General features: G+C 66.6%; 18 protein-coding genes. 6 read left to right on the top strand and 12 right to left on the bottom strand.

What is annotated here, in order from left to right:
• Positions 1-92: 92 nt before the first annotated feature.
• The 4 genes from ABKS89_RS09465 to edd all read right to left on the bottom strand — a co-directional run bounded on the left by ABKS89_RS09465 (position 93) and on the right by edd (position 5,255).
• Positions 93-1,514, bottom strand: coding sequence for an ATP-binding protein (locus ABKS89_RS09465; RefSeq protein WP_348589613.1), 1,422 nt, complete (start codon positions 1,512-1,514; stop codon positions 93-95).
• 19 nt (positions 1,515-1,533) lie between these two features.
• Entirely contained in the window at positions 1,534-2,268 is a 735-nt protein-coding gene (locus ABKS89_RS09460) for a response regulator (protein ID WP_081518033.1), read from the bottom strand.
• Between the two features lie 47 nt (positions 2,269-2,315).
• On the bottom strand, positions 2,316-3,314 hold the full coding sequence (locus tag ABKS89_RS09455; RefSeq protein WP_348589504.1) for a glucokinase: 999 nt from the start codon (positions 3,312-3,314) through the stop codon (positions 2,316-2,318).
• Between the two features lie 114 nt (positions 3,315-3,428).
• The gene (edd, locus tag ABKS89_RS09450) at positions 3,429-5,255 is read right to left on the bottom strand and encodes a phosphogluconate dehydratase (protein ID WP_138212811.1); all 1,827 of its coding nucleotides are present in this window, start codon (positions 5,253-5,255) and stop codon (positions 3,429-3,431) included.
• 128 nt (positions 5,256-5,383) lie between these two features.
• Between edd and gap the strand changes: the two genes are divergently transcribed.
• Positions 5,384-6,388 (top strand): type I glyceraldehyde-3-phosphate dehydrogenase, encoded by a 1,005-nt coding sequence (gap, locus tag ABKS89_RS09445; RefSeq protein ID WP_348589506.1) that lies wholly within the window; start codon positions 5,384-5,386, stop codon positions 6,386-6,388.
• A gap of 263 nt (positions 6,389-6,651) precedes the next feature.
• Here the strand turns inward: gap and ABKS89_RS09440 are convergent, their stop codons facing one another.
• Together ABKS89_RS09440 and ABKS89_RS09435 are read right to left on the bottom strand one after the other, a co-directional pair.
• The gene (locus ABKS89_RS09440) at positions 6,652-6,834 is read right to left on the bottom strand and encodes a DUF1289 domain-containing protein (RefSeq protein WP_138212809.1); all 183 of its coding nucleotides are present in this window, start codon (positions 6,832-6,834) and stop codon (positions 6,652-6,654) included.
• A gap of 320 nt (positions 6,835-7,154) precedes the next feature.
• Positions 7,155-7,907 (bottom strand): class I SAM-dependent methyltransferase, encoded by a 753-nt coding sequence (locus ABKS89_RS09435; RefSeq protein WP_348589508.1) that lies wholly within the window; start codon positions 7,905-7,907, stop codon positions 7,155-7,157.
• A gap of 296 nt (positions 7,908-8,203) precedes the next feature.
• Between ABKS89_RS09435 and ABKS89_RS09430 the strand changes: the two genes are divergently transcribed.
• On the top strand, positions 8,204-8,983 hold the full coding sequence (locus ABKS89_RS09430) for a hypothetical protein (RefSeq protein ID WP_348589510.1): 780 nt from the start codon (positions 8,204-8,206) through the stop codon (positions 8,981-8,983).
• Positions 8,984-9,042: 59 nt separating this feature from the next.
• On the opposite strand, the gene bglX is transcribed toward ABKS89_RS09430, so the two are convergent.
• The 6 genes from bglX to ABKS89_RS09400 all read right to left on the bottom strand — a co-directional run bounded on the left by bglX (position 9,043) and on the right by ABKS89_RS09400 (position 16,757).
• On the bottom strand, positions 9,043-11,340 hold the full coding sequence (bglX, locus tag ABKS89_RS09425) for a beta-glucosidase BglX (RefSeq protein ID WP_348589615.1): 2,298 nt from the start codon (positions 11,338-11,340) through the stop codon (positions 9,043-9,045).
• Between the two features lie 217 nt (positions 11,341-11,557).
• Positions 11,558-12,580, bottom strand: coding sequence for an SMC-Scp complex subunit ScpB (gene scpB, locus ABKS89_RS09420; RefSeq protein ID WP_348589512.1), 1,023 nt, complete (start codon positions 12,578-12,580; stop codon positions 11,558-11,560).
• A gap of 83 nt (positions 12,581-12,663) precedes the next feature.
• The gene (locus tag ABKS89_RS09415) at positions 12,664-13,692 is read right to left on the bottom strand and encodes a segregation/condensation protein A (protein ID WP_518301003.1); all 1,029 of its coding nucleotides are present in this window, start codon (positions 13,690-13,692) and stop codon (positions 12,664-12,666) included.
• A gap of 287 nt (positions 13,693-13,979) precedes the next feature.
• Positions 13,980-15,155, bottom strand: coding sequence for a tryptophan--tRNA ligase (locus tag ABKS89_RS09410; RefSeq protein WP_518301037.1), 1,176 nt, complete (start codon positions 15,153-15,155; stop codon positions 13,980-13,982).
• Positions 15,156-15,255: 100 nt separating this feature from the next.
• A complete protein-coding gene (locus tag ABKS89_RS09405; protein WP_045210146.1) occupies positions 15,256-15,885 on the bottom strand; it encodes an L-threonylcarbamoyladenylate synthase in 630 nt (209 codons plus the stop codon).
• Positions 15,882-16,757, bottom strand: coding sequence for a PHP domain-containing protein (locus tag ABKS89_RS09400; protein WP_348589514.1), 876 nt, complete (start codon positions 16,755-16,757; stop codon positions 15,882-15,884). Before ABKS89_RS09400 ends, ABKS89_RS09405 begins: the two co-directional genes overlap by 4 nt.
• A gap of 214 nt (positions 16,758-16,971) precedes the next feature.
• On the opposite strand from ABKS89_RS09400, the gene ABKS89_RS09395 reads away from it, so the two are divergent.
• From ABKS89_RS09395 to ABKS89_RS09380, 4 genes are all read left to right on the top strand, one after another.
• Positions 16,972-17,565: a septation protein A gene (locus tag ABKS89_RS09395; RefSeq protein WP_138212802.1), complete on the top strand. Its 594-nt coding sequence runs from the start codon at positions 16,972-16,974 to the stop codon at positions 17,563-17,565.
• Position 17,566: 1 nt separating this feature from the next.
• Entirely contained in the window at positions 17,567-17,866 is a 300-nt protein-coding gene (locus ABKS89_RS09390) for a YciI family protein (RefSeq protein ID WP_192431999.1), read from the top strand.
• 107 nt (positions 17,867-17,973) lie between these two features.
• Positions 17,974-18,396, top strand: coding sequence for a translation initiation factor 2 (IF-2, GTPase) (locus ABKS89_RS09385; protein ID WP_348589515.1), 423 nt, complete (start codon positions 17,974-17,976; stop codon positions 18,394-18,396).
• A 13-nt stretch (positions 18,397-18,409) separates the two neighbouring features.
• Positions 18,410-19,087, top strand: coding sequence for a response regulator transcription factor (locus ABKS89_RS09380; protein ID WP_348589517.1), 678 nt, complete (start codon positions 18,410-18,412; stop codon positions 19,085-19,087).
• Positions 19,088-19,108: the final 21 nt, after the last annotated feature.

Genomic DNA, 19,108 nt, shown 5'->3' with positions numbered 1-19,108 from the left:
GTTCTCCGGGTAACGAAGCGATCTTTGATTGTCACCGGCCGGTGACATTGGGCGAATGTTCATGGCGAAAGATGACGGGAGCGAGAAGCGCCCTACTCCACTTCCAACCGCGGCAACCTCAACGTCACCCGCAGCCCACCCTCACGGCGATTCTGCAAAGTCACTTCCCCGCCATGGGTATGCGCAATGTTGCGCGCAATGCCCAGGCCCAAGCCGTAACCCTGCCCCCGTTCGGACAACCGGAAACGCGGCTCGAAGACTTTTTCCAGGCGCTGTTCCGGCACGCCGGGGCCCTGGTCGTCGACGTGCAGGACCACCGCGTCGGCATCGTCCTCGATGCTCAGCTGGGCGCGGCCGCCGTACTTCAGGGCGTTGTCCAGCAGGTTGCCGATACAGCGCTTGAGCGCCAGCGGCTTGCCCGGATAGGGCTCCAGTGCCGCGCCCAACACCTCGACACGGCCGTCGGCGATGTAGGGGCCGGCAACGTATTGCAGCAGCTGGTTGAGGTCCACCGGCTCAACGTTTTCGTGGATGTCGGTGTCCTTCACGCATTGCAGCGCGCCCTTCACCAGCAGCTCCAGTTCATCGAGGTCGTGGCTGAACTTGTCCTGCGCCTGTTCATCCTCCAGCAGCTCCACGCGCAGGCGCAGGCGGGTGATCGGCGTGCGCAGGTCGTGGGAGATGCCGCTGAACAGCTGCGCGCGTTCGTTGACGTAGCGGTCAATGCGTTCGCGCATGGTGTTGAAGGCGCGGGAGACCTCCACCAGCTCGCTCGCCCCGCTCTCCTCCAACGGCTGCTCCTCACCGCCCAGGGCGATGTCGCGGGCAGCGCGGGCCAGGCGCTTGAGCGGGCGGCTCTGCCAGTGCACAAGCAGGCCGGTGAACAGCAAGAGCAGCAGGCTGGTGAAGGCGATGGAGATGATCTGCTGCGGCGGCAGACCCTCGGGCTCCAGGGTGACGTAGGGCGCTGGCATCAGGCTGGCGATGTACAGCCACTCGCTTTCACCTATGCGGATCTGCGTGACCAGCACCGGCGGGTTCACCGGCTCCAGGGTCAGCGCGTAGTGCGCCCAGGAGCGCGGCAGCTCCTCCAGTTTCAGCTCGCCGTTGAACAGCCGCAGGTCGTCCGGGCTGACGAACTCCACCTGCAGCTCGACGTCCTTGCCCAGCTTCTGGTGCAGCACGTCCTGCACGATGTCGATCACCGCCTGCTTGTTGGTGGTGTCCGGCAGGGCCCGCAGATTCAGCGGCCGTTCGTTGAGCGAGACGAAGAAGCGCGTGCCGCCCATGCTGCGCAGTTGGTCGAGCACCAGCGGGCGGTAGCCGATGGGCAGCGAGCGGAAGTAGCTGACGCTGGCAGCCATGGAGTAGGCCAGGCTGCGCGAGCTGGTGAGCAGGCCGTCGCGCTGGCTGGTGCGCAGGTGGGATATCCAGAACAGGCTCGACAGCCCCTGGGCGATCAGCACCGCCAGCAAGGTGAGCAGCAGCATGCGGCCGAGCAGCGAGCGCGGCACCAGGGCCCAGCGGCGGCGTTCACTCATGGCCGGCGAGGTGCGGACGAACCTGGGCGGCCAGCAGGTAGCCGCTGCCGCGCACGGTCTGGATCAGCCGCGCCGGTTTCTCGGTGTCGCGCAGACGCTGGCGCAGGCGCGACACGGCCATGTCGACGATGCGCTCCAGCGGCATCACCTCGCGGCCACGGGTGGCGCTGGCGATGGTGTCGCGGTCGAGAATCTGCCGGGGGTTGTCGAGGAACAGCTTGAGCAGGGCGAAGTCGGCGCCGCTGAGGAAATGCTCCTCGCCGTCCTCGTGGAACAGCCGGTGGCTGATGGTATCCAGCCGCCAGTCGTCGAAGGCGATGACCTCGCCGCCGCGCACCTGGGTGAACTGCGCGCGGCGCAGCAGCGCCTTGATCCGCGCCAGCAGTTCGCGGGGGCTGAAGGGTTTGCCGAGGTAGTCGTCGGCGCCCAGTTCCAGCCCCACCACGCGGTCGGCCTCGTCGGAGCTGGCGGTGAGCATGATCACTGGCATGCAGGCGTGGCGCTGGTGCGAGCGAATCCAGCGGCACAGGCTGAAGCCGTCTTCGTCGGGCAGCATCACGTCGAGGATCGCCAGGGCGGCGTCCTCGTCGCACAGCGCGCGGCGGAAGCTCTCGCCATCGGCGACGCTGCGCACCTGGAAGCCGGCGCGGCTGAGGTAGGTTTCCAGCAGCTCGCGGATTTCCTGGTCGTCGTCCACCAGCAGGATGGATCGGGCAGGCTGGTTCACTTCGGGCGTCCTTTGTTCTTGTTGTTCTTCAGGGATGAAGCGCGGCGTCAGCCTTCGTTGCGCAGCGCCTGCTCCAGGGCAACGCCGGCGCCGAACAGGCCCGGGTGGTCCGCCGTCATGACCCACACCGGAACCGGGTCGAGGTACGGCCCGCTGGTCTTGCCACGGGAGCGGAAGGCTTCGGTGAAGCCGCTGCGCTGGAAGCGTTCGAGGAAGCGCGGGACGATGCCGCCGGTGATGTACACGCCACCCAGCGCGCCGACTGTCAGCACGGCGTTGCCCGCGACCCGCGCCAACCAGACGAAGAAGTGTTCCAGCACCGCGTCGGCGTAGGCGTCGCCAGCCATGGCGCGCTCGCCGATCTCGGCGGCAGTCGCGCATTTCGGCTCCACGCCATCGAGCTGGCAGCTCATGCGGTAGAGGTTCTCCAGACCGCTGCCGGAGAGCACGCGCTCGGCCGAAACGTGGCCGTACTTCTCGCGCAGCAGTTGCCAGAGGGCGAAGTCACGCTCGGAGGTCACCGGCAGGTCGACGTGGCCACCTTCGCAGGGCAGCACTTCCCAGCCGCCACCCGGCAGCGGCATCAGGCTGCCGACGCCCAGGCCGGTGCCCGGGCCGATGATCAGCTTGGCGCGACCTTCCAGCGCCTTGCCGGGGCGCACCTGTACCAGGTGCTCCTCCGACAGCCGCGAGGCCGCCCAGGCCATGGTGCTGAAGTCGTTCACCAGCAGCAGGTGGCTCAGGCCCAGCTCGGCGCGAAAGGCGTCGCGGCGAATCACCCAGTGGTTGTTGGTGAACTTGAAATCGCCGGCGCCAACGGGGCCGGCGCAGGCCAGGCAGACGTTGTCGACGGCCGACAGCGGCTGCCCGACGCGCTGCAGGTAGTCGCGCACGGCGTCTTCCGGGCGCGGGTAGTCGGCGCAAGCAAGGACCTGGATCGATTCGAGGACTTCACCGCGCCACAGCGCGAAGCGGGCGTTGGTGCCGCCGATGTCGCCGACCAGGGCGAAACCGTTCGGGGCGGGCTGAGCGTTGTTGGAGTTCATTGTGGGCTCGGGCCTGGAAGTGGAGGAAAGGTTCAGCGTAGGACAGCGCCGAAGGCTCTCCCGTGCGACGGACAGGCAGTCGCGCCGCGCGGAAGATTCCATCAGGTACGCGTCTCAGCGCAAGCCGTCGAGCTCGGCGGTGAAGCTGCAGGCGCCCTGCTCGGCCGAACTGAAGGCATTGCGCATGAAGGCGAACAGCTCGCGACCCATGCCGACATTATCCAGTGTCGGGGTCTCGACGAGCGGACGGGCATCCCACTCCGCCGCATCCACCAGCACGCGCAGCTCGCCGGTAGTGCCGTCGACGCGCACCACATCGCCGTCACGCAGCTTGGCGAGCGGGCCGCCGTTGAGGGCCTCCGGAGACACATGGATCGCCGCCGGCACCTTGCCGGAAGCGCCGGACATGCGCCCGTCGGTGACCAGCGCCACCTTGAAGCCACGGTCCTGCAGCACGCCAAGGAACGGCGTGAGCTTGTGCAGCTCGGGCATGCCATTGGCGCGCGGGCCCTGGAAGCGCACCACAGCCACCAGGTCACGCTCCAGCTCGCCAGCCTTGAAGGCGGCGGCCAGGCTCGACTGGTCGTGGAAGATACGCACCGGGGCTTCGACGATCTGGTGCTCCAGCGCCACGGCGGAAACCTTCATCACGCCGCGACCGAGGTTGCCTTCCATCAGGCGCAGGCCGCCTTCGGCGGAGAACGGCTTGTCGATGGGGCGCAGGATGTTCTCGTCCAGGCTCGCCGCCGGGCCTTCGCGCCAGACCAGCTTGCCGTCGTCGAGGAAAGGTTCCTGGATGTAGCGACGCAGGCCCTTGCCGACCACGGTCTGTACATCTTCATGCAGCAGGCCGCCGTCGAGCAGCTGACGGATCAGGAAGGACATGCCGCCCGCCGCCTGGAAGTGGTTGATGTCGGCCTGGCCGTTGGGATAGATGCGCGCCAGCATCGGCACGACTTCGGAGAGGTCGGCCATGTCCTGCCAGGTCAGCTGGATGCCGGCGGCCTGGGCAATGGCCAGCAGGTGCAGGGTGTGGTTGGTCGAGCCGCCGGTGGCCAGCAGCGCCACCACCGAGTTGACCATGGCCTTCTCATCGACGATTTCCGCCATGGGCACGAACTGGCCGTTCTCCGGCGCCAGGCGCGCGGCCTGGCGGGCGGCTTCGCGGGTCAGCTCGTCGCGCAGCGGGGTGTTCGGGTTGACGAAGGAAGCGCCCGGCAGGTGCAGGCCCATCACTTCCACCAGCAACTGGTTGGTGTTGGCGGTGCCGTAGAAGGTGCAGGTGCCCGGCGCGTGGTAGGAGGCCATCTCCGAGGTCAGCAGCTCCTCGCGGGTGGCCTTGCCTTCGGCGAACAGCTGGCGCACCGCGGCCTTCTCCTTGTTGGAGATGCCGGTGGGCATGGGGCCTGCGGGCACGAACACCACCGGCAGGTGACCGAAGCGCAGCGAGCCGATCAGCAGGCCGGGGACGATCTTGTCGCATACGCCCAGGCACAGCGCGGCGTCGAACATGTTGTGCGACAGCGCGATGGCGGTGCCCATGGCGATCACGTCACGGCTGGCCAGGGACAGTTCCATCCCCGGCTCGCCCTGGGTAACGCCGTCGCACATGGCCGGCACGCCGCCGGCGAACTGGCCGACCGAGCCGATCTGCCGCAGGGCGTCCTTGATCAGCTCCGGGAAGCGCTCCAGCGGCTGGTGCGCGGAGAGCATGTCGTTGTAGGCGGAGACGATGGCGACGTTGGCCTGGTTCATCAGCCGCAGCGCCTGTTTGTCGGAATCACCACAAGCCGCGACGCCGTGGGCGAGGTTGCCGCAGGGCAGCGTGCCGCGGTGCGGGCCCTTGGTGGCGGCTGCCTTGACCAGGTCGAGGTAGCGCTGGCGGGTGGCCGCGCTGCGGGCCTGGATGCGCTGGGTGACTTCAAGCACACGAGGGTGCATGGCAGCATTCTCCTACAGACTATCGGTTGTTGTTTTTACAACATAATCATCGATTACTAGGCGTTTACTTTTCGTCGACGGCGAAATTTAATGGTTTTTACCACAACAAAAGAAAAGAGACGACCTTCATGACTATACGCCTGGCAATCAACGGATTTGGCCGCATCGGTCGGAACGTACTCCGCGCGCTCTACTCGGGCCCCTACCGCCAGCACCTGCAAGTGGTGGCGATCAACGACCTGGGCGACGCCGCGATCAATGCTCACCTGTTCAAGTACGACAGCGTGCATGGGCGCTTCGCTGGCCGCGTCGAGCACGATGCCGAAAGCCTCAGGGTAGAGGGCGACCGCATCGCCGTCACGGCGATCCGCAATCCGGCCGAGTTGCCGTGGCAGGCCCTGGGGGTGGATATCGTGCTGGAGTGCACCGGCCTTTTCACCTCCCGCGACAAGGCTGCGGCGCACCTGATGGCCGGCGCGCGCCAGGTGCTGATCTCCGCGCCCGGCCAGGATGTGGACGCCACGGTGGTGTTCGGCGTCAACGAAGGCATCCTGCGCGCGGAGCACCGCATCGTCTCCAACGCTTCCTGCACCACCAACTGCCTGGCGCCGGTGGCCCAGGTGCTGCACCGCGATCTGGGCATCGAGCACGGGCTGATGACCACCATCCACGCCTACACCAACGACCAGAACCTCTCCGACGTCTACCACAGCGACCCGTACCGCGCGCGCTCGGCTACCCAATCGATGATCCCGACCAGGACCGGCGCCGCCGAAGCCGTTGGCCTGGTGCTGCCGGAGCTGGCGGGCAAACTCACGGGCCTGGCGGTGCGGGTGCCGGTGATCAACGTGTCGCTGGTGGACCTCACGCTGCAGGTCGCCCGCGACACCAGCGCCCAGGAGGTCAACGCGCTGCTGGAACGCGCCAGCGAGGGCTCGGCGATCCTCGGCTTCAACCGCCAGCCGCTGGTCTCGGTGGACTTCAACCATGACCCGCGCTCCGCCATCTTCGACGCCAGCCACACGCGGGTGAACGGCCGGCTGGTGAAGGTGATGGCCTGGTATGACAACGAATGGGGGTTTTCCAATCGCATGCTGGATACGGCGCGGGCGATGGCTGCAGCACGCGGCTAATATTCTGTAGGGCGCATAACGCGCCAGCGTTATCCGCCGTGGAGGATGCGGCGGATAACCCGTTCCGGGTTATTCGCCCTACGCCTGCAACTCCTGCATTCGCCTTTGACCACCCTCTCCCCAGCCCTCTCCCTGAAGGGAGAGGGAGCAATACGTGCCGGCTGATGCCCTGGTTTCACCTTGCTCCGATCCAGTCCCCTCTCCCTTCAGGGAGAGGGTTAGGGAGAGGGCAAACCCCGGCATGAGGCCCCAGGAAAAGCTACTCAGCGATACAGCCTTTTCCCCTGCGCCTCCAGCACCAGCAGGCGCATGTCCGCCTCGGCCAGGATCGCCTCCTGGCCCAGGTGGTCGACGCGCTTCCACGCCTTGATTTCCTCGCGACTGCGGCCGCAGCCCAGGCAGATGCCCTCTTCGAACTCGCAGATCTTGATGCACGGACTCTTCACGGACTTCCTCTCGACTCGATGGGTGAACGTCAGTGGGCCTGCACAATGGACACCCGCATGGCGCCAAGGTCCAACTCGATTTCCTCATCGGCGTCATCGACCCGACCAATCAGTCTGTCGACCCCGCAAGGATCCGCACCTCACCCAAGACCGTCTTGAGGCGTGTACAAACCTCACCGCATGTCGGGCTCGGATCAGTAGCCAGTCGCAATCGAACGAAGCCACTCAAAGATTCCAGAGGATCGTGCATGCCAACCCACGACCCGGATTTCAAACAATAAAAAGCCCGCTCCAGGCGGGCTTTTAGATGGCGTTATGGGCTATTGCTTGCGAACCAGGAAAAACGTGTCCCGCCATCCGTCGCGGTAATCAGCCATGACGGCGGCAGCCTCCGGGTAAACAGCGAAGTGCGCCGGCCAGTCGTACGTGGCGGAGTCATAACCAAAGTGGTCAGCAAGGAAAGCGACGGCGGCTCGAGATGGGCGGCCGACAATGGTCTTGCCATTTCTGGTCATGGAATCGGTCCAAGCCATCTGCTGGTCATCTACCGGATCAGCGAGGAGCTGGATATTGTAGGGATTGGCGTAAACCAGTCGAGGATCACTCGACTCCTTGACGGAAACCTCATCAACCGTTGGAGTGACCTCGGTATCGATCACCACGAACTCAGCACCAGTCCGATCTATCAGATCCAACAGCTCAGCATGACGAATGGTGTGGTAATAAAAGCCAAGGCACAACACGACATCAAATTGCCTACCGAGGATACCTTCGAAGATATCGCCGCATTCGAACGCATAACGATCCGCGGAAATCCCATAGTGCGCGAAGGTTGAGTGAGCATTATCTATCAATTCCTGACGCGGCTCGATTCCAGTCACGTGCGCAGCGCCAGCCTGCAATGCGGCGAAAGCCCATCGACCATCGTGGCTCGCGATATCCAGAACACGCTTCCCTTCGAGCTTCAGCTTGTTCCGCTCAATGATGGCCTTGAAGCGAGAATTCAGACGGTGCGGATACGGGCTGGTCTGACTGGTGCGATAGAACAACTCGTATTGATCAAAAAAACCCACGTTTCTCTCCGGTCATGCCGTTTCCACTTTGGACTCGGAACATTAACAGGCTCCCTGTCCGCTTTGAAGGTCTATGCCCCGCCACCCCAGCTCCAGCCGAAGAATGTGAACTCGCGGTAGCGACGGCAATAGAACTACGGATGTAGGTTCACAATGCGCCATTAATGGGAGAAGCATTGAAACCAGCTGCGCGGCGCCAAGGTCCAACTCGATTTCCCCATCGGCGCCATCGACGCGGGTTATCGAAGGCTGCGCGCCTTGCTAGAATCCGCCCTCCACGCCTTCCGGCCTCGCCCATGCTCGCCCTCAAGCTCACCCTGGTTCCGTTGTTCCTGCTGCTGGTATCCCTCTCCGGGCGCTGGTGGGGACCGACCGTTGCCGGCTGTCTCGCCGCGCTGCCCGCCATCGCCGGCCCCATCCTCTACCTGATCACCGTGGAGCACGGCCGCGACTTCGGCGCCCACGCCGCGCTGCTGGCGCTGGCGGCGATCTTCGCTTCGGAAGCGTTCAACTTCGCCTATGCCTGGCTGTGCCGGAAGCACCGTTGGCCGCTGGCCCTGAGCGGCGCGATGCTCGCCTGGCTGGTGGCCGCCTGGGCCTTGACGCAACTCCCTGCCTCGCCCTTCTGGGCACTGATCGCTGCAGCACTGGGCGCACTGACCAGCCAGCTGTTCATGCCCCGTGCCGAACTGTCAGGCAGCATCGCCGCCCTGGGCCGCTTCGAACTGGGCCTGCGCATGCTCGCTGGCGCGCTGCTGACCCTGGCCGTCACCGCCCTCGCCGGCTGGGCCGGGCCGAGCTGGAGCGGCCTGCTGGCGGTCTTTCCGCTGCTCTCCATCGTGCTCTGCGTATCGTCGCAGCGGCTGCACGGCGCGGGCTTCGTCATCGCCTTGCTGCGCGGCATGGTCAGCGGGCGCCCGGCCTTCGCGGCGTTCTGCCTGTGGCTGGCGTTGCGCCTGCCGACCAACGACACCCTGCCGAGCTTCGCCGAGGCGGCGCTGCTGTCGGTGCTGGTGCAAGGAGCGGTGCGCGGGATGATCGGGCTCCGCTCCCGCAAGGCAGCCAAAGCCGCCTGAACGAAAAACGCCACGGCTGGATCAGCCGTGGCGTTTGCGTGTGCGGCAGCGGGTGACGCTTAGAGCAGCGTGAAGCTCTGCTCCTTCACGTTGTCCGAATCCAGGCCAATGTAGACCTTGAACTCGCCCGGCTCCGAGGCGTAGCGCAGCTGGCTGTCGTAGAAGCGCAGGTCTTCCTCGCGGATCGGGAACTGCACCACCTTCGACTCGCCCGGCTGCAGCAGGATCTTGCTGAAGCCCTTGAGTTCCTTGACCGGACGGCTGATGGACGCGGCGACGTCGCGCAGGTAGAGCTGCACGGTGGTCTCGCCGGCGACCTTGCCGGTGTTCTTCACGGTCACGCTGGCGGTCAGCTGGTCACCCTTCTTCAGCTTGCTGCCCGACATCTTCACGTCCGAGACGCTGAAGTCGGTGTAGCTCAGGCCGTAGCCGAAGGGGTACAGCGGGCCGTTCTGCGAGTCGAAGTAACGCGAGGTGTACTTGTTCGGGTGCTCGTGGTCGAACGGGCGGCCGGTGTTCAGGTGGTTGTAGTAGATCGGCACCTGGCCCACCGAGCGTGGGAAGGTCATGGTCAGCTTGCCCGACGGGTTGTAGTCGCCGAACAGCACATCGGCGATGGCGTTGCCGCCCTCGGTGCCGCTGAACCAGGTTTCCAGCACGGCGTCGGCGTTGGCGCTTTCCCAGCGCAGGTCCATCGGCCGGCCGTTCATCAGCACCAGCACCAGCGGCTTGCCGGTGGCCTTGAGGGCCTTGAGCAGCTCGATCTGGCTCTGCGCGATGTGCAGGTTGGTCTTGCTCGACGCCTCGTGGGCCATGCCCTGGGATTCGCCGACCACGGCCACCACCACGTCAGCCTGCTTCGCCTTCTCGACGGCTTCGTCGATCATGGCTTTCGGGCTGCGCGAGTCGACCTTCACGTCTTCGCTGTACTCGTTGAGGTATTTGACGATCTCCGGATCGTCGGTGACGTTGGCGCCCTTGGCGTAGAGCAGCGCGGCATGGCCACGGGTGGCGGCGCCCATGCCTTCGAGCACGGTCACGGCCTGGAAGGCCTTGCCAGCGGCGGACCAGCTGCCCATCACGTCGCGCTTGCTGTCGGCCAGCGGGCCGATCAGGGCGATCACGCCGTCACGCTTGAGCGGTAGCACACCGCCCTCGTTCTTCAGCAGGACCATGCCCTTGCGCGCGATCTCGCGGGCATCGGCGCGGTGCAGGCGATCCTCGGCGTCGGTGTCGACCGGGTCCTTGCCCTGCAGGTAGCGGTACGGGTCCTGGAACAGGCCCATGTCCCACTTGGCGGCGAGCACGTCGCGGCAGGCACGGTCGATCTCGTCCTGGCTGATCAGCCCGGCCTTGAGCAGCTCGGGCATGTGCTTGCCGTAGAGGTCGTCGTTCATGTTCATTTCGACGCCGGCGTTGATCGCCGCCTGGGTGGCGTCGCGCTCGGTGGCGGCCACGCCGTGCTTGATCAGCTCCAAAACCGCGCCGTGGTCGCTCAGGGTCAGGCCCTTGTAGCCCCACTGGCCGCGCAGCAGGTCCTGCAGCAGCCACTTGTTGGCGGTGGCCGGCACGCCGTTGATGCTGTTCAGCGAGACCATCACTGCGCCGGCGCCGGCGTCGATGGCCGCGCGGTACGGCGGCAGGTAGTCCTGGAACATACGCTGCGGGCTCATGTCCACGGTGTTGTAGTCGCGGCCGCCTTCGCCGGCGCCGTACAGGGCGAAGTGCTTGACCCCGGCCATGATGGTTTGCGGCTGGTTCAGGCCCTGGCCCTGGTAGCCCTTGACCACCGCGGCAGCGACCTTGCTGGTCAGCCAGGCGTCTTCGCCGAAGCCTTCGGAGACACGGCCCCAGCGCGGATCGCGGGCGATGTCGACGGTGGGCGAATAGGTCAGGTTGAGGCCGTCGGCGCTGGCCTCGATGGCCGCGACGCGGGCGCTGCGCTCGATGGATGCCATGTCCCAGCTCGCAGCCAGGCCCAGGCCGATGGGGAACACGGTACGGTGGCCGTGGACCACGTCATAGGCGAAGAACAGCGGGATCTTCAGCCGGCTCTTCATGGCCGCATCCTGCAGGTCGCGGATGCCCGGACGGACCACGGTGTTGAACACCGCGCCGGTGGTGCCCTCGGCGATTTCCTTCAGCAGTACCGGCTTGGGATGGTCCGGCCCGACGCTGACCAGGCGCAGCTGGCCGATCTTCTCTTCCAGCGTCATGCGCTGCATCAGGCTGTCGAGGAAGGCTTCCTTGGACTGGCCGGCCAGCGGCACGGCGGCTGCGGCGGCAGGCGCCTGGGCGGCGGAAAGCGAAGCGCTGCCAAGGCCCAGCAGGAGGCCGAGCCAGCAGATACGGCTGATTGGAGTTCTTTTCATATGGGTACTCAGCAGCCTGCGCGAGGCGCCAGGCCACTGTGGATTGTTGTCGAGAGACGTCGTCAGGGCGGTCGATCGGGCGGCATCCCCGGGTGTTGCCGCCAGCGCCTTGCGAACGCGGCACATAAGGTCGTCGTGCCGAGGGCGGAAGTCAATCACCGAACGGCTGGAAAGCCTCGGGCAGATGCGCCAAAGCCTGGGCTCAATGGTCGCGATTGCGCGCGTTGAACTCCATTTCCTCGAGCATGGCTTCGCGCAGGGCGCGCTCCTCGTCCCACTCTTCCTCTGCGGGCGCGGCCGGCGCGGGCGCTTCGGGCTCGGCTTGCGCTTCAGGCTGGGCGGGCGCTTCGGCCTCGCCCTGCGGCTCGACCTCCGGCAGCGCATGCACGCCGCTGAAGTCGGCATCCACGCCGGTGTCCTCGTCGTCGCTCGGCGGGCGGTCGATCAGGTCGTCGAAGTCGGTCTTCAGGCCCTGTTCCATCTCGTCCAGCTCGGCGAGCAGGCTGCGGAAGCTGGTCTCCTCCTTCGGCTCCTCCGGCGGCGCGGGCTCCGGCTCCTCGCCGGCATCGCGCACGGCCTGGTCGGCCAGGGCCTGCAGCGACGGCGGGACGTAATCCTCGTCGTATTCCTCGGGGCTCGGCAGGCTGGCCACCGGCGCCATGTCCTCGAGGATCGGCTGCGGCTCGGGCTCCATCAGTTTCAGCTCGGCCAGCGGCGGCAGGTCTTCCAGGCTCTTCAGGTTGAAGTAGTCGAGGAAGGTGCGGGTGGTGGCGAGCATCGCCGGGCGGCCGGGGACTTCGCGGTAGCCGACGATGCGGATCCACTCGCGCTCCATCAGCGTCTTGACGATCTGGGTGTTCACCGCGACGCCACGGATTTCCTCGATCTCGCCACGGGTGATGGGCTGGCGGTAGGCGATCAGCGCCAGGGTCTCCAGCAGCGCACGGGAATAGCGCTGCGGGCGCTCTTCCCAGAGCCGGCCGACCCAGGAGGCGAACTTCTCGCGCACCTGCAGGCGGTAGCCGGTGGCGACTTCCTTCAGCTCGAAGGCCCGCCCGGAACAGGACAGGCCCAGCACTGCCAGCGCATCGCGGAACTGCTGCGGCTCGGGGCGCTCGGCCTCCTCGAACAGCTCGCCGAGGCGCTCCAGCGACATGGGCTTGCCGGCAGCCAGGAGGATGCCTTCGAGCAGGGTCGCCAGTTCTTGCGGGTCGGAGAGATTCATCGCGGGCTCGGGTCGGGGTTGAAGGTTTCGCCGTTCAGGCGGGAAAGCTACTCAAAGCGCGGCGCCAGGGCAACGCTGGCGGATCAGAGCGGCTCGTCTTCCGGCTCGCCGTCCAGTGCCTGCTCAAGCGCTGCCTCGCCTTCCGGGCCGCCGAAGTGGCCGTCCTCGAAGGTCAGCTCGGCTGGCGGCTCCTCGCGTGGTTCGAAGACGTCTTCGTCGCCCTCTTCCAGCGCTTCTTCCAGCACCTCTTCCGATGTTTCCCCGAAGCGCGCGGCGCCTTCCTGCACTTCCGTGCGGGCGCGGACGTGAATCGGCGCGAAGGCTTCGTTCTGCACGAGTTCCACCAGCTGTTCCTTGACCAACTCCAGCACCGCCATGAAGGTCACTACCACGCCCAGCTTGCCTTCCTCGACGCGGAACAGCGTGATGAAGGGCACGAAGCCTTCACCTTTCAGGCGTTCGAGAATCTCGGTCATGCGCTCGCGGGTGGAAAGCATTTCGCGGGTGACCTGGTGGCTTTCGAACAGGTCGGCGCGACGCAGCACCTCGGCCATGTACAGCATCAGCTCCTGCATGTCCACTTCCGGCAACAGCCGGCGCGCCCGCGCATCCGGCGCGGCGACGGTGGGCACCACGTAGTCGCGGCCCAGGCGCGGCAGGTCGTCGAGGTCCTCGGCGGCCTTCTTGAAGCGCTCGTATTCCTGCAGGCGGCGGATCAGCTCGGCGCGCGGGTCTTCCTCTTCTTCCTCGGCCTCGGCCGAGCGCGGCAGCAGCATGCGCGACTTGATCTCGGCGAGCATGGCGGCCATCACCAGGTACTCGGCGGCCAGCTCCAGGCGCACCGATTTCATCAATTCGACGTAGCCCATGTACTGGCGGGTGATTTCCGCCACGGGGATGTCGAGGATGTTGATGTTCTGCTTGCGGATCAGGTAGAGCAGCAGGTCGAGCGGGCCCTCGAAGGCTTCGAGGAAGACCTCCAGGGCGTCCGGCGGGATGTACAGGTCCTGCGGCATCTCCGTCAGGGCCTCGCCGTAGACGAGCGCCAGCTGCACCGGCACCTGGTATTCAGGGGCGGCGGCGGGGGCTTCCGGCTCGGTCAGGTCACTCATCGGCCACTCGTCAGGCGCTGGGGTTCGAAGGCGGCATTATCCCTGCTTTTGCCGGCGGCGCGAGGGGCTTTTGGCGGATTTGCGCGGGCCGCCGTCTGCCTGTGCGAAGTCCGCTCCTACAAGATCAGAAGCCCCTCACCCTAACCCTCTCCCGCAAGCGGGAGAGGGAACCGGCCGGAGCAGGCGGAAACCATGGCATCAGCCGGCACGGACGGCCCTCTCTCCCTCTGGGAGAGGGCTGGGGTGAGGGGATAGCAGGCACCGATTGCCGGGAGAGCTACGATTCGTCAGCGGTAGGACAGCCCCATGGCATGCCGCACTTCAACCAGCGTCTCCCGCGCCGCCTCGCGGGCGCGCTCGGCGCCTTCGGCGAGGATACTGCGCACCAGCTCGGGGTTGTCCTCGTAGTCCAGTGCGCGTTCCTGGATCGGCGCCAGTTCGTGGAGGATCGACTCGATCACCGGCCGCTTGCAGTCCAGGCAGCCGATCCCGGCGCTGCGGCAACCTTCCTGCACCCACTGGCGGCAACTGTCGTCGGAGTAGATCAGGTGCCACTGCCACACCGGGCAGCGCTCCGGATCACCCGGATCACGGCGGTGCACGCGCGCGGGGTCGGTGGGCATGCGCGCGATCTTCTCCTCGATCAGCGCCGGGCTGTCGCGCAGGGCAATGGTGTTGTGGTGCGACTTGGACATCTTCTGCCCGTCCAGCCCCGGCATCTTCGGCGCGTGGCTGGTGAGGGTCTGCGGCTCGGGCAGCAGCACGCGGCTGCTGCCTTCGAGGTAGCCGAACAGCCGGTCGCGGTCGCCCAGGGTCAGGCTCTGCTGCTCCATGAGCAGCGCGCGGGCGGTCTCCAGCGCCTCGGCGTCACCCTGCTCCTGCCAGGCACGGCGCAGGCTGCTGTAGAGCTTGCCGGTCTTCTTGCCCAGGCGGGCGATGGCGGTCTGCGCGCGGTCCTCGAAGTCCACCTCACCGCCGTACAGGTGGTTGAAGCGGCGGGCGATCTCGCGGGTGAATTCGACGTGGGCGAACTGATCCGAGCCCACCGGCACCAGGCCCGCGCGGTAGATCAGGATGTCTGCGGCCTGCAGCAGCGGGTAGCCGAGGAAGCCGAAGGTGGAGAGATCCTTGTGGACCATCCTTTCCTGCAGCTCCTTGTAGGTCGGCACGCGCTCCAGCCAGGACAGCGGGCAGATCATCGACAGCAGCAGCTGCAGCTCGGCGTGTTCGGGCACCTGGGACTGGATGAACATCGTCGCGGCGCTGGGGCTGACGCCCACCGCCAGCCAGTCGATGGCCATGTCGCGCACGTGCTGGCGGATGCTGGCGGTCTCGTCGTACTCGGTGGTCAGCGCGTGCCAGTCGACGATGGAGAAGTAGCATTCGTACTCGTGCTGCAGTTTCACCCAGCTCTGCAGCACGCCGTGGTAATGCCCCAGGTGCAGGCGCCCGGTGGGGCGCATGCCGGACAGCACACGGCGCAGGGATTCGACGCTGGTCAAGCGGTCAACCTCGCGGGTTCGGCGATGGGACGAGGGAGTATAGCCAGCACGCCGGGCGTGTTCAGGCGTTGACCATGAAGGGTTCCGGGTCGCCGCAGCCGACACGCACGACCACCGGGTCTTCGTCGGTCAGGGCGATCACGGTGGAGGCCTCGCCGCCGCCGAAACCGCCGTCGATGATCAGGTCGACCAGGTGCTCCAGCGAGTCGCGCATCTCGTACGGATCGTTCAGCGGCTCGCTCTGGCCGGGCAGGATCAGGCTGACGCTCATCAGCGGCTCACCCAGCTCCTCCAGCAGCGCCAGGGCGATCGGGCAGGCCGGCACGCGCAGGCCGATGGTGCGACGCTTGGGGTGCAGCAGCATGCGCGGCACTTCGCGGGTGGCATTGAGGATGAAGGTGTAGGGGCCGGGCGTGTGTGCCTTGAGCAGGCGGAACAGGCCGGTGTCGACCTTGGCGTAGAGGCCCAGCTCGGACAGGTCGCGGCAGACCAGGGTGAAGTTGTGCTTGTCGTCGAGCCGGCGGATGTGGCGGATGCGCTCCACCGCGGACTTCTCACCGATGCGGCAGCCCAGCGCGTAGGAGGAGTCGGTGGGATAGGCGATCACCCCACCCTGCCGGACGATCTCCACCGCCTGCTTGATCAGGCGCGCCTGGGGGTTTTCCGGATGGATCTGAAAGAACTGGCTCATGGAGTCTCCTTGATCCCGATGGCGTTCTCGGCGCTGGCGAAGCGCGGCCAGAGCGGCGCCAGATCTTCCGGCACGCTCCGGTAAAGGCCCAGCTCAGACCAGTCGCTGGGGCCGTGGAAGTCGCTGCCGGCGGTGACCATCAGGCCGAATTCGCGGACGAGGATGCTCAGCACGCCGACCTGCTCGGCCGGCTGCGGGCCGTTGCAGACTTCCAGCGCATGACCGCCGGCGGCAATGAAGTCGGCCACCAGCTTGCGCCGCTTGGTGCGGGTGAAATCGTACTGGTAGGGGTGCGCCAGGCTGATCCAGGCGCCCGCTGCGCGCAGCGTGCCGACGGCGTCGGCGAGGCTCGGCCAGTGCTGTTTGACGTCGCCCAGCTTGCCGGCGCCCAGCCACTTGCGGAAGGCCTCGGCGCGGTCCTTGACGTAGCCCTGACGCAGCAGGAACTCGGCGAAGTGCGGGCGCGCCGGGGCGTTTTCGCTGTCGCCCAGTTCGGCCTGAATCGCCCGCGCGCCCTCGAAGGCGCCGGGCATGCCCTTGGCTTCCAGGCGCCGGCCGATTTCCTCGGCGCGGGTCCAGCGGGCGCGGTGCAGGTCGTCCAGCGCCTTTACCAGCGGCTCGGCCGTCACATCGAAGCCGTAGCCGAGCACGTGAATGGTCGCCCCGCCCCAGGTGCAGGACACTTCGACGCCGTCCACCAGTTCCATGCCCAGCGCCTGTGCGGCGCGGCGCGCCTCGGGCAGGCCGTCGAGGGTGTCGTGGTCGGTCAGCGCCAGCACGCGCACGCCGCGCCCATGGGCACGCTCGACCAGGGCCGTCGGGCTGAGCTGTCCGTCGGACGCGGTGCTGTGGCAGTGCAGATCGACTCGCATGGGGCTTCCAGGGAATGCAGGGTGGCTTTGTGTCAGGATAGCTATGTGTCGGAGCAGATTGGTGTCGGGATAGCTTTCTGTATAGACGTTTCTGTGCCAACGCTCCCGCGGCAATGGCTTGAAACCATGATCTGACGCAGCGTTGGGCGGATGGCTCTTTCAGTTCATCCGCAGGTTGGTATTATGCCGGCTCTACTGGGCTCTGGCTGCCGTAATGAAGCAATTCATCGATTTCATTCCCCTCATTCTCTTCTTCATCGTTTACAAGCTCGACCCGCGCAACGTCGAACTCGCCGGCCAGAGCTTCTCGGTCGGCGGGATCTACAGCGCCACGGCCGTGCTGATCGCCGCCTCCGTCGTGGTCTACGGCGCCCTGCTGATCAAGCAGCGCAAGCTGGACAAGGGCCAGTGGGTGACGCTCGCCGCGTGCCTGGTGTTCGGCGGCATGACCCTGGCCTTCCACAGCGAAACCTTCCTCAAGTGGAAGGCGCCGGTGGTGAACTGGCTCTTCGCCCTGGCTTTCGCCGGCAGTCACTTCATTGGCGGCCAGCCGCTGATCCAGCGCATCATGGGCCATGCGGTGCACCTGACCGATTCCCTCTGGGCGAAACTGAACGTCGCCTGGGTGCTGTTCTTCCTGATCTGCGGCTGTGTCCAGCTGTTCGTCGCCTTCACCTTCCAGGACTACTGGGTGGACTTCAAGGTGTTCGGCAGCCTGGGCATGACCCTGCTGTTCCTGATCGGCCAGGGCGTGTTCCTGGCCCGCCACATGCACGATGAGCCTACCGGCGAAAAACCCAAGGACTGACATGCTCTACGCGATCATTGCCCGTGATATCACCGCTTCCCAAGAACGCCGCCTGGCCGCCCGTCCCGCGCACATCGCACGCCTGGAGCAGCTGAAGGAAGAAGGCCGCCTGGTGCTGGCCGGCCCGCACCCGGCCATCGACAGCAACGATCCGGGCGCCGCCGGCTTCACCGGCAGCCTGATCGTCGCCGAGTTCGACTCCCTGGCCGCCGCCCAGACCTGGGCCGACGCCGACCCGTACCGCGCCGCCGGCGTCTACGCCGAAGTCGTGGTCAAGCCGTTCAAGAAAGTCCTGCCCTAACAGCGCGCGAGCGTTGCACCCCGAGGCACGGAGCGCCGCGGGGCACCGCAGCCGGACAGCGCCGGGATGGCCATGGACGGCGGCACATCATCGAACAAGGAGTCCCGATGCGCCGTTTGCCCCTGCTCGCCTGCCTCGTCCTGCCACTGCCCGCCCTCGCCGAAGAGCCCGTCACGGAGCAACCGGCGCAAGCCGCTGTCCAAGCATCAGCTCAACCGCCGGCCGCCCATCCTGAACTGGAGCAGCGCCTGGCTGACAGCGAACGGCAGCGCGCCGAACTGGCTGCGCAACTGGCTGCGCAACCGGCACAGCAGGATAACAGCCAGGACGAAGCCCGCATCGCCCGTCTCACCCAGGAAAACCAGCGCCTGAAGCTGCAGCTGCGCGAGGCCCAGGCCAACCAGCCGCCGCGCCTGCTCAGCGAGCAACAGGCCTGGTACGTAACCGGCGCCGGCACCGCCCTGCTGGCGTTCATCCTGGGCATGCTGAGCCGTGGCCGCCGCCGCTCGCGCCGCGAATGGATCAACTGAAAGAAGCCTCTTCATGAGTGAACTGCTGCTGATCGACGACGACGTCGAACTCTGCGAACTGCTGACCACCTGGCTGACCCAGGAAGGCTTCAGCATCCGCGCCGCCCACGATGGGGCGCAGGCCCGCGCCGCGCTGGGCAGCCGCGCGCCGGACGCGGTCGTGCTCGACGTCATGCTGCCCGACGGCAGCGGCCTGGAACTGCTCAAGTCGCTGCGCAGCGACCACCCGGACCTGCCGGTGCTGATGCTCTCCGCCCGCGGCGAGCCGCTGGACCGCATCCTCGGCCTGGAGCTGGGCGCCGACGACTACCTGGCCAAGCCCTGTGACCCCCGCGAGCTGACCGCCCGCCTGCGCGCCGTGCTGCGCCGCAGCCACCCGGCGCAACCCGCCGCGCAACTGGAACTGGGCGACCTGGCGCTGAACCTGTCGCGTGGCGTGGCCAGCATCGGCGCCGAAGAAATCAGCCTGACCCTCTCCGAGAGCCGCATCCTCGAAGCCCTGCTGCGCCAACCGGGCGAACCGCTGGACAAACAGGCCCTCGCGCAGCTCGCGCTGGGCCGCAAGCTGACCCTGTACGACCGCAGCCTGGACATGCACGTCAGCAACCTGCGCAAGAAGCTCGGCAGCCACCCTGACGGTCGCCCGCGCATCCTCGCCCTGCGGGGGCGCGGCTACTTCTACGCAGCCTGAAGTCTCGCCCTGCGGAGGGTC

Origin of the sequence: Pseudomonas sp. LABIM340 (genome assembly GCF_040017195.2) — a bacterium.
Lineage (GTDB): Bacteria > Pseudomonadota > Gammaproteobacteria > Pseudomonadales > Pseudomonadaceae > Pseudomonas.
Note: the sequence above shows the minus strand (reverse complement) of the source record. Positions and strands in the feature narration are given on the sequence as shown.

What these genes read in the sequence shown, in the direction of transcription:
- ABKS89_RS09455 (WP_348589504.1), bottom strand. Translation starts at nt 3,314, where the DNA reads ATGAACTCCAACAACGCTCAGCCCGCCCCGAACGGTTTCGCCCTGGTC.
- edd (WP_138212811.1), bottom strand. Translation starts at nt 5,255, where the DNA reads ATGCACCCTCGTGTGCTTGAAGTCACCCAGCGCATCCAGGCCCGCAGC.
- gap (WP_348589506.1), top strand. Translation starts at nt 5,384, where the DNA reads ATGACTATACGCCTGGCAATCAACGGATTTGGCCGCATCGGTCGGAAC.
- ABKS89_RS09430 (WP_348589510.1), top strand. Translation starts at nt 8,204, where the DNA reads ATGCTCGCCCTCAAGCTCACCCTGGTTCCGTTGTTCCTGCTGCTGGTA.
- scpB (WP_348589512.1), bottom strand. Translation starts at nt 12,580, where the DNA reads ATGAATCTCTCCGACCCGCAAGAACTGGCGACCCTGCTCGAAGGCATC.
- ABKS89_RS09415 (WP_518301003.1), bottom strand. Translation starts at nt 13,692, where the DNA reads ATGAGTGACCTGACCGAGCCGGAAGCCCCCGCCGCCGCCCCTGAATAC.
- ABKS89_RS09410 (WP_518301037.1), bottom strand. Translation starts at nt 15,155, where the DNA reads ATGCGCCCCACCGGGCGCCTGCACCTGGGGCATTACCACGGCGTGCTG.
- ABKS89_RS09405 (WP_045210146.1), bottom strand. Translation starts at nt 15,885, where the DNA reads ATGAGCCAGTTCTTTCAGATCCATCCGGAAAACCCCCAGGCGCGCCTG.
- ABKS89_RS09400 (WP_348589514.1), bottom strand. Translation starts at nt 16,757, where the DNA reads ATGCGAGTCGATCTGCACTGCCACAGCACCGCGTCCGACGGACAGCTC.
- ABKS89_RS09395 (WP_138212802.1), top strand. Translation starts at nt 16,972, where the DNA reads ATGAAGCAATTCATCGATTTCATTCCCCTCATTCTCTTCTTCATCGTT.
- ABKS89_RS09390 (WP_192431999.1), top strand. Translation starts at nt 17,567, where the DNA reads ATGCTCTACGCGATCATTGCCCGTGATATCACCGCTTCCCAAGAACGC.
- ABKS89_RS09385 (WP_348589515.1), top strand. Translation starts at nt 17,974, where the DNA reads ATGCGCCGTTTGCCCCTGCTCGCCTGCCTCGTCCTGCCACTGCCCGCC.
- ABKS89_RS09380 (WP_348589517.1), top strand. Translation starts at nt 18,410, where the DNA reads ATGAGTGAACTGCTGCTGATCGACGACGACGTCGAACTCTGCGAACTG.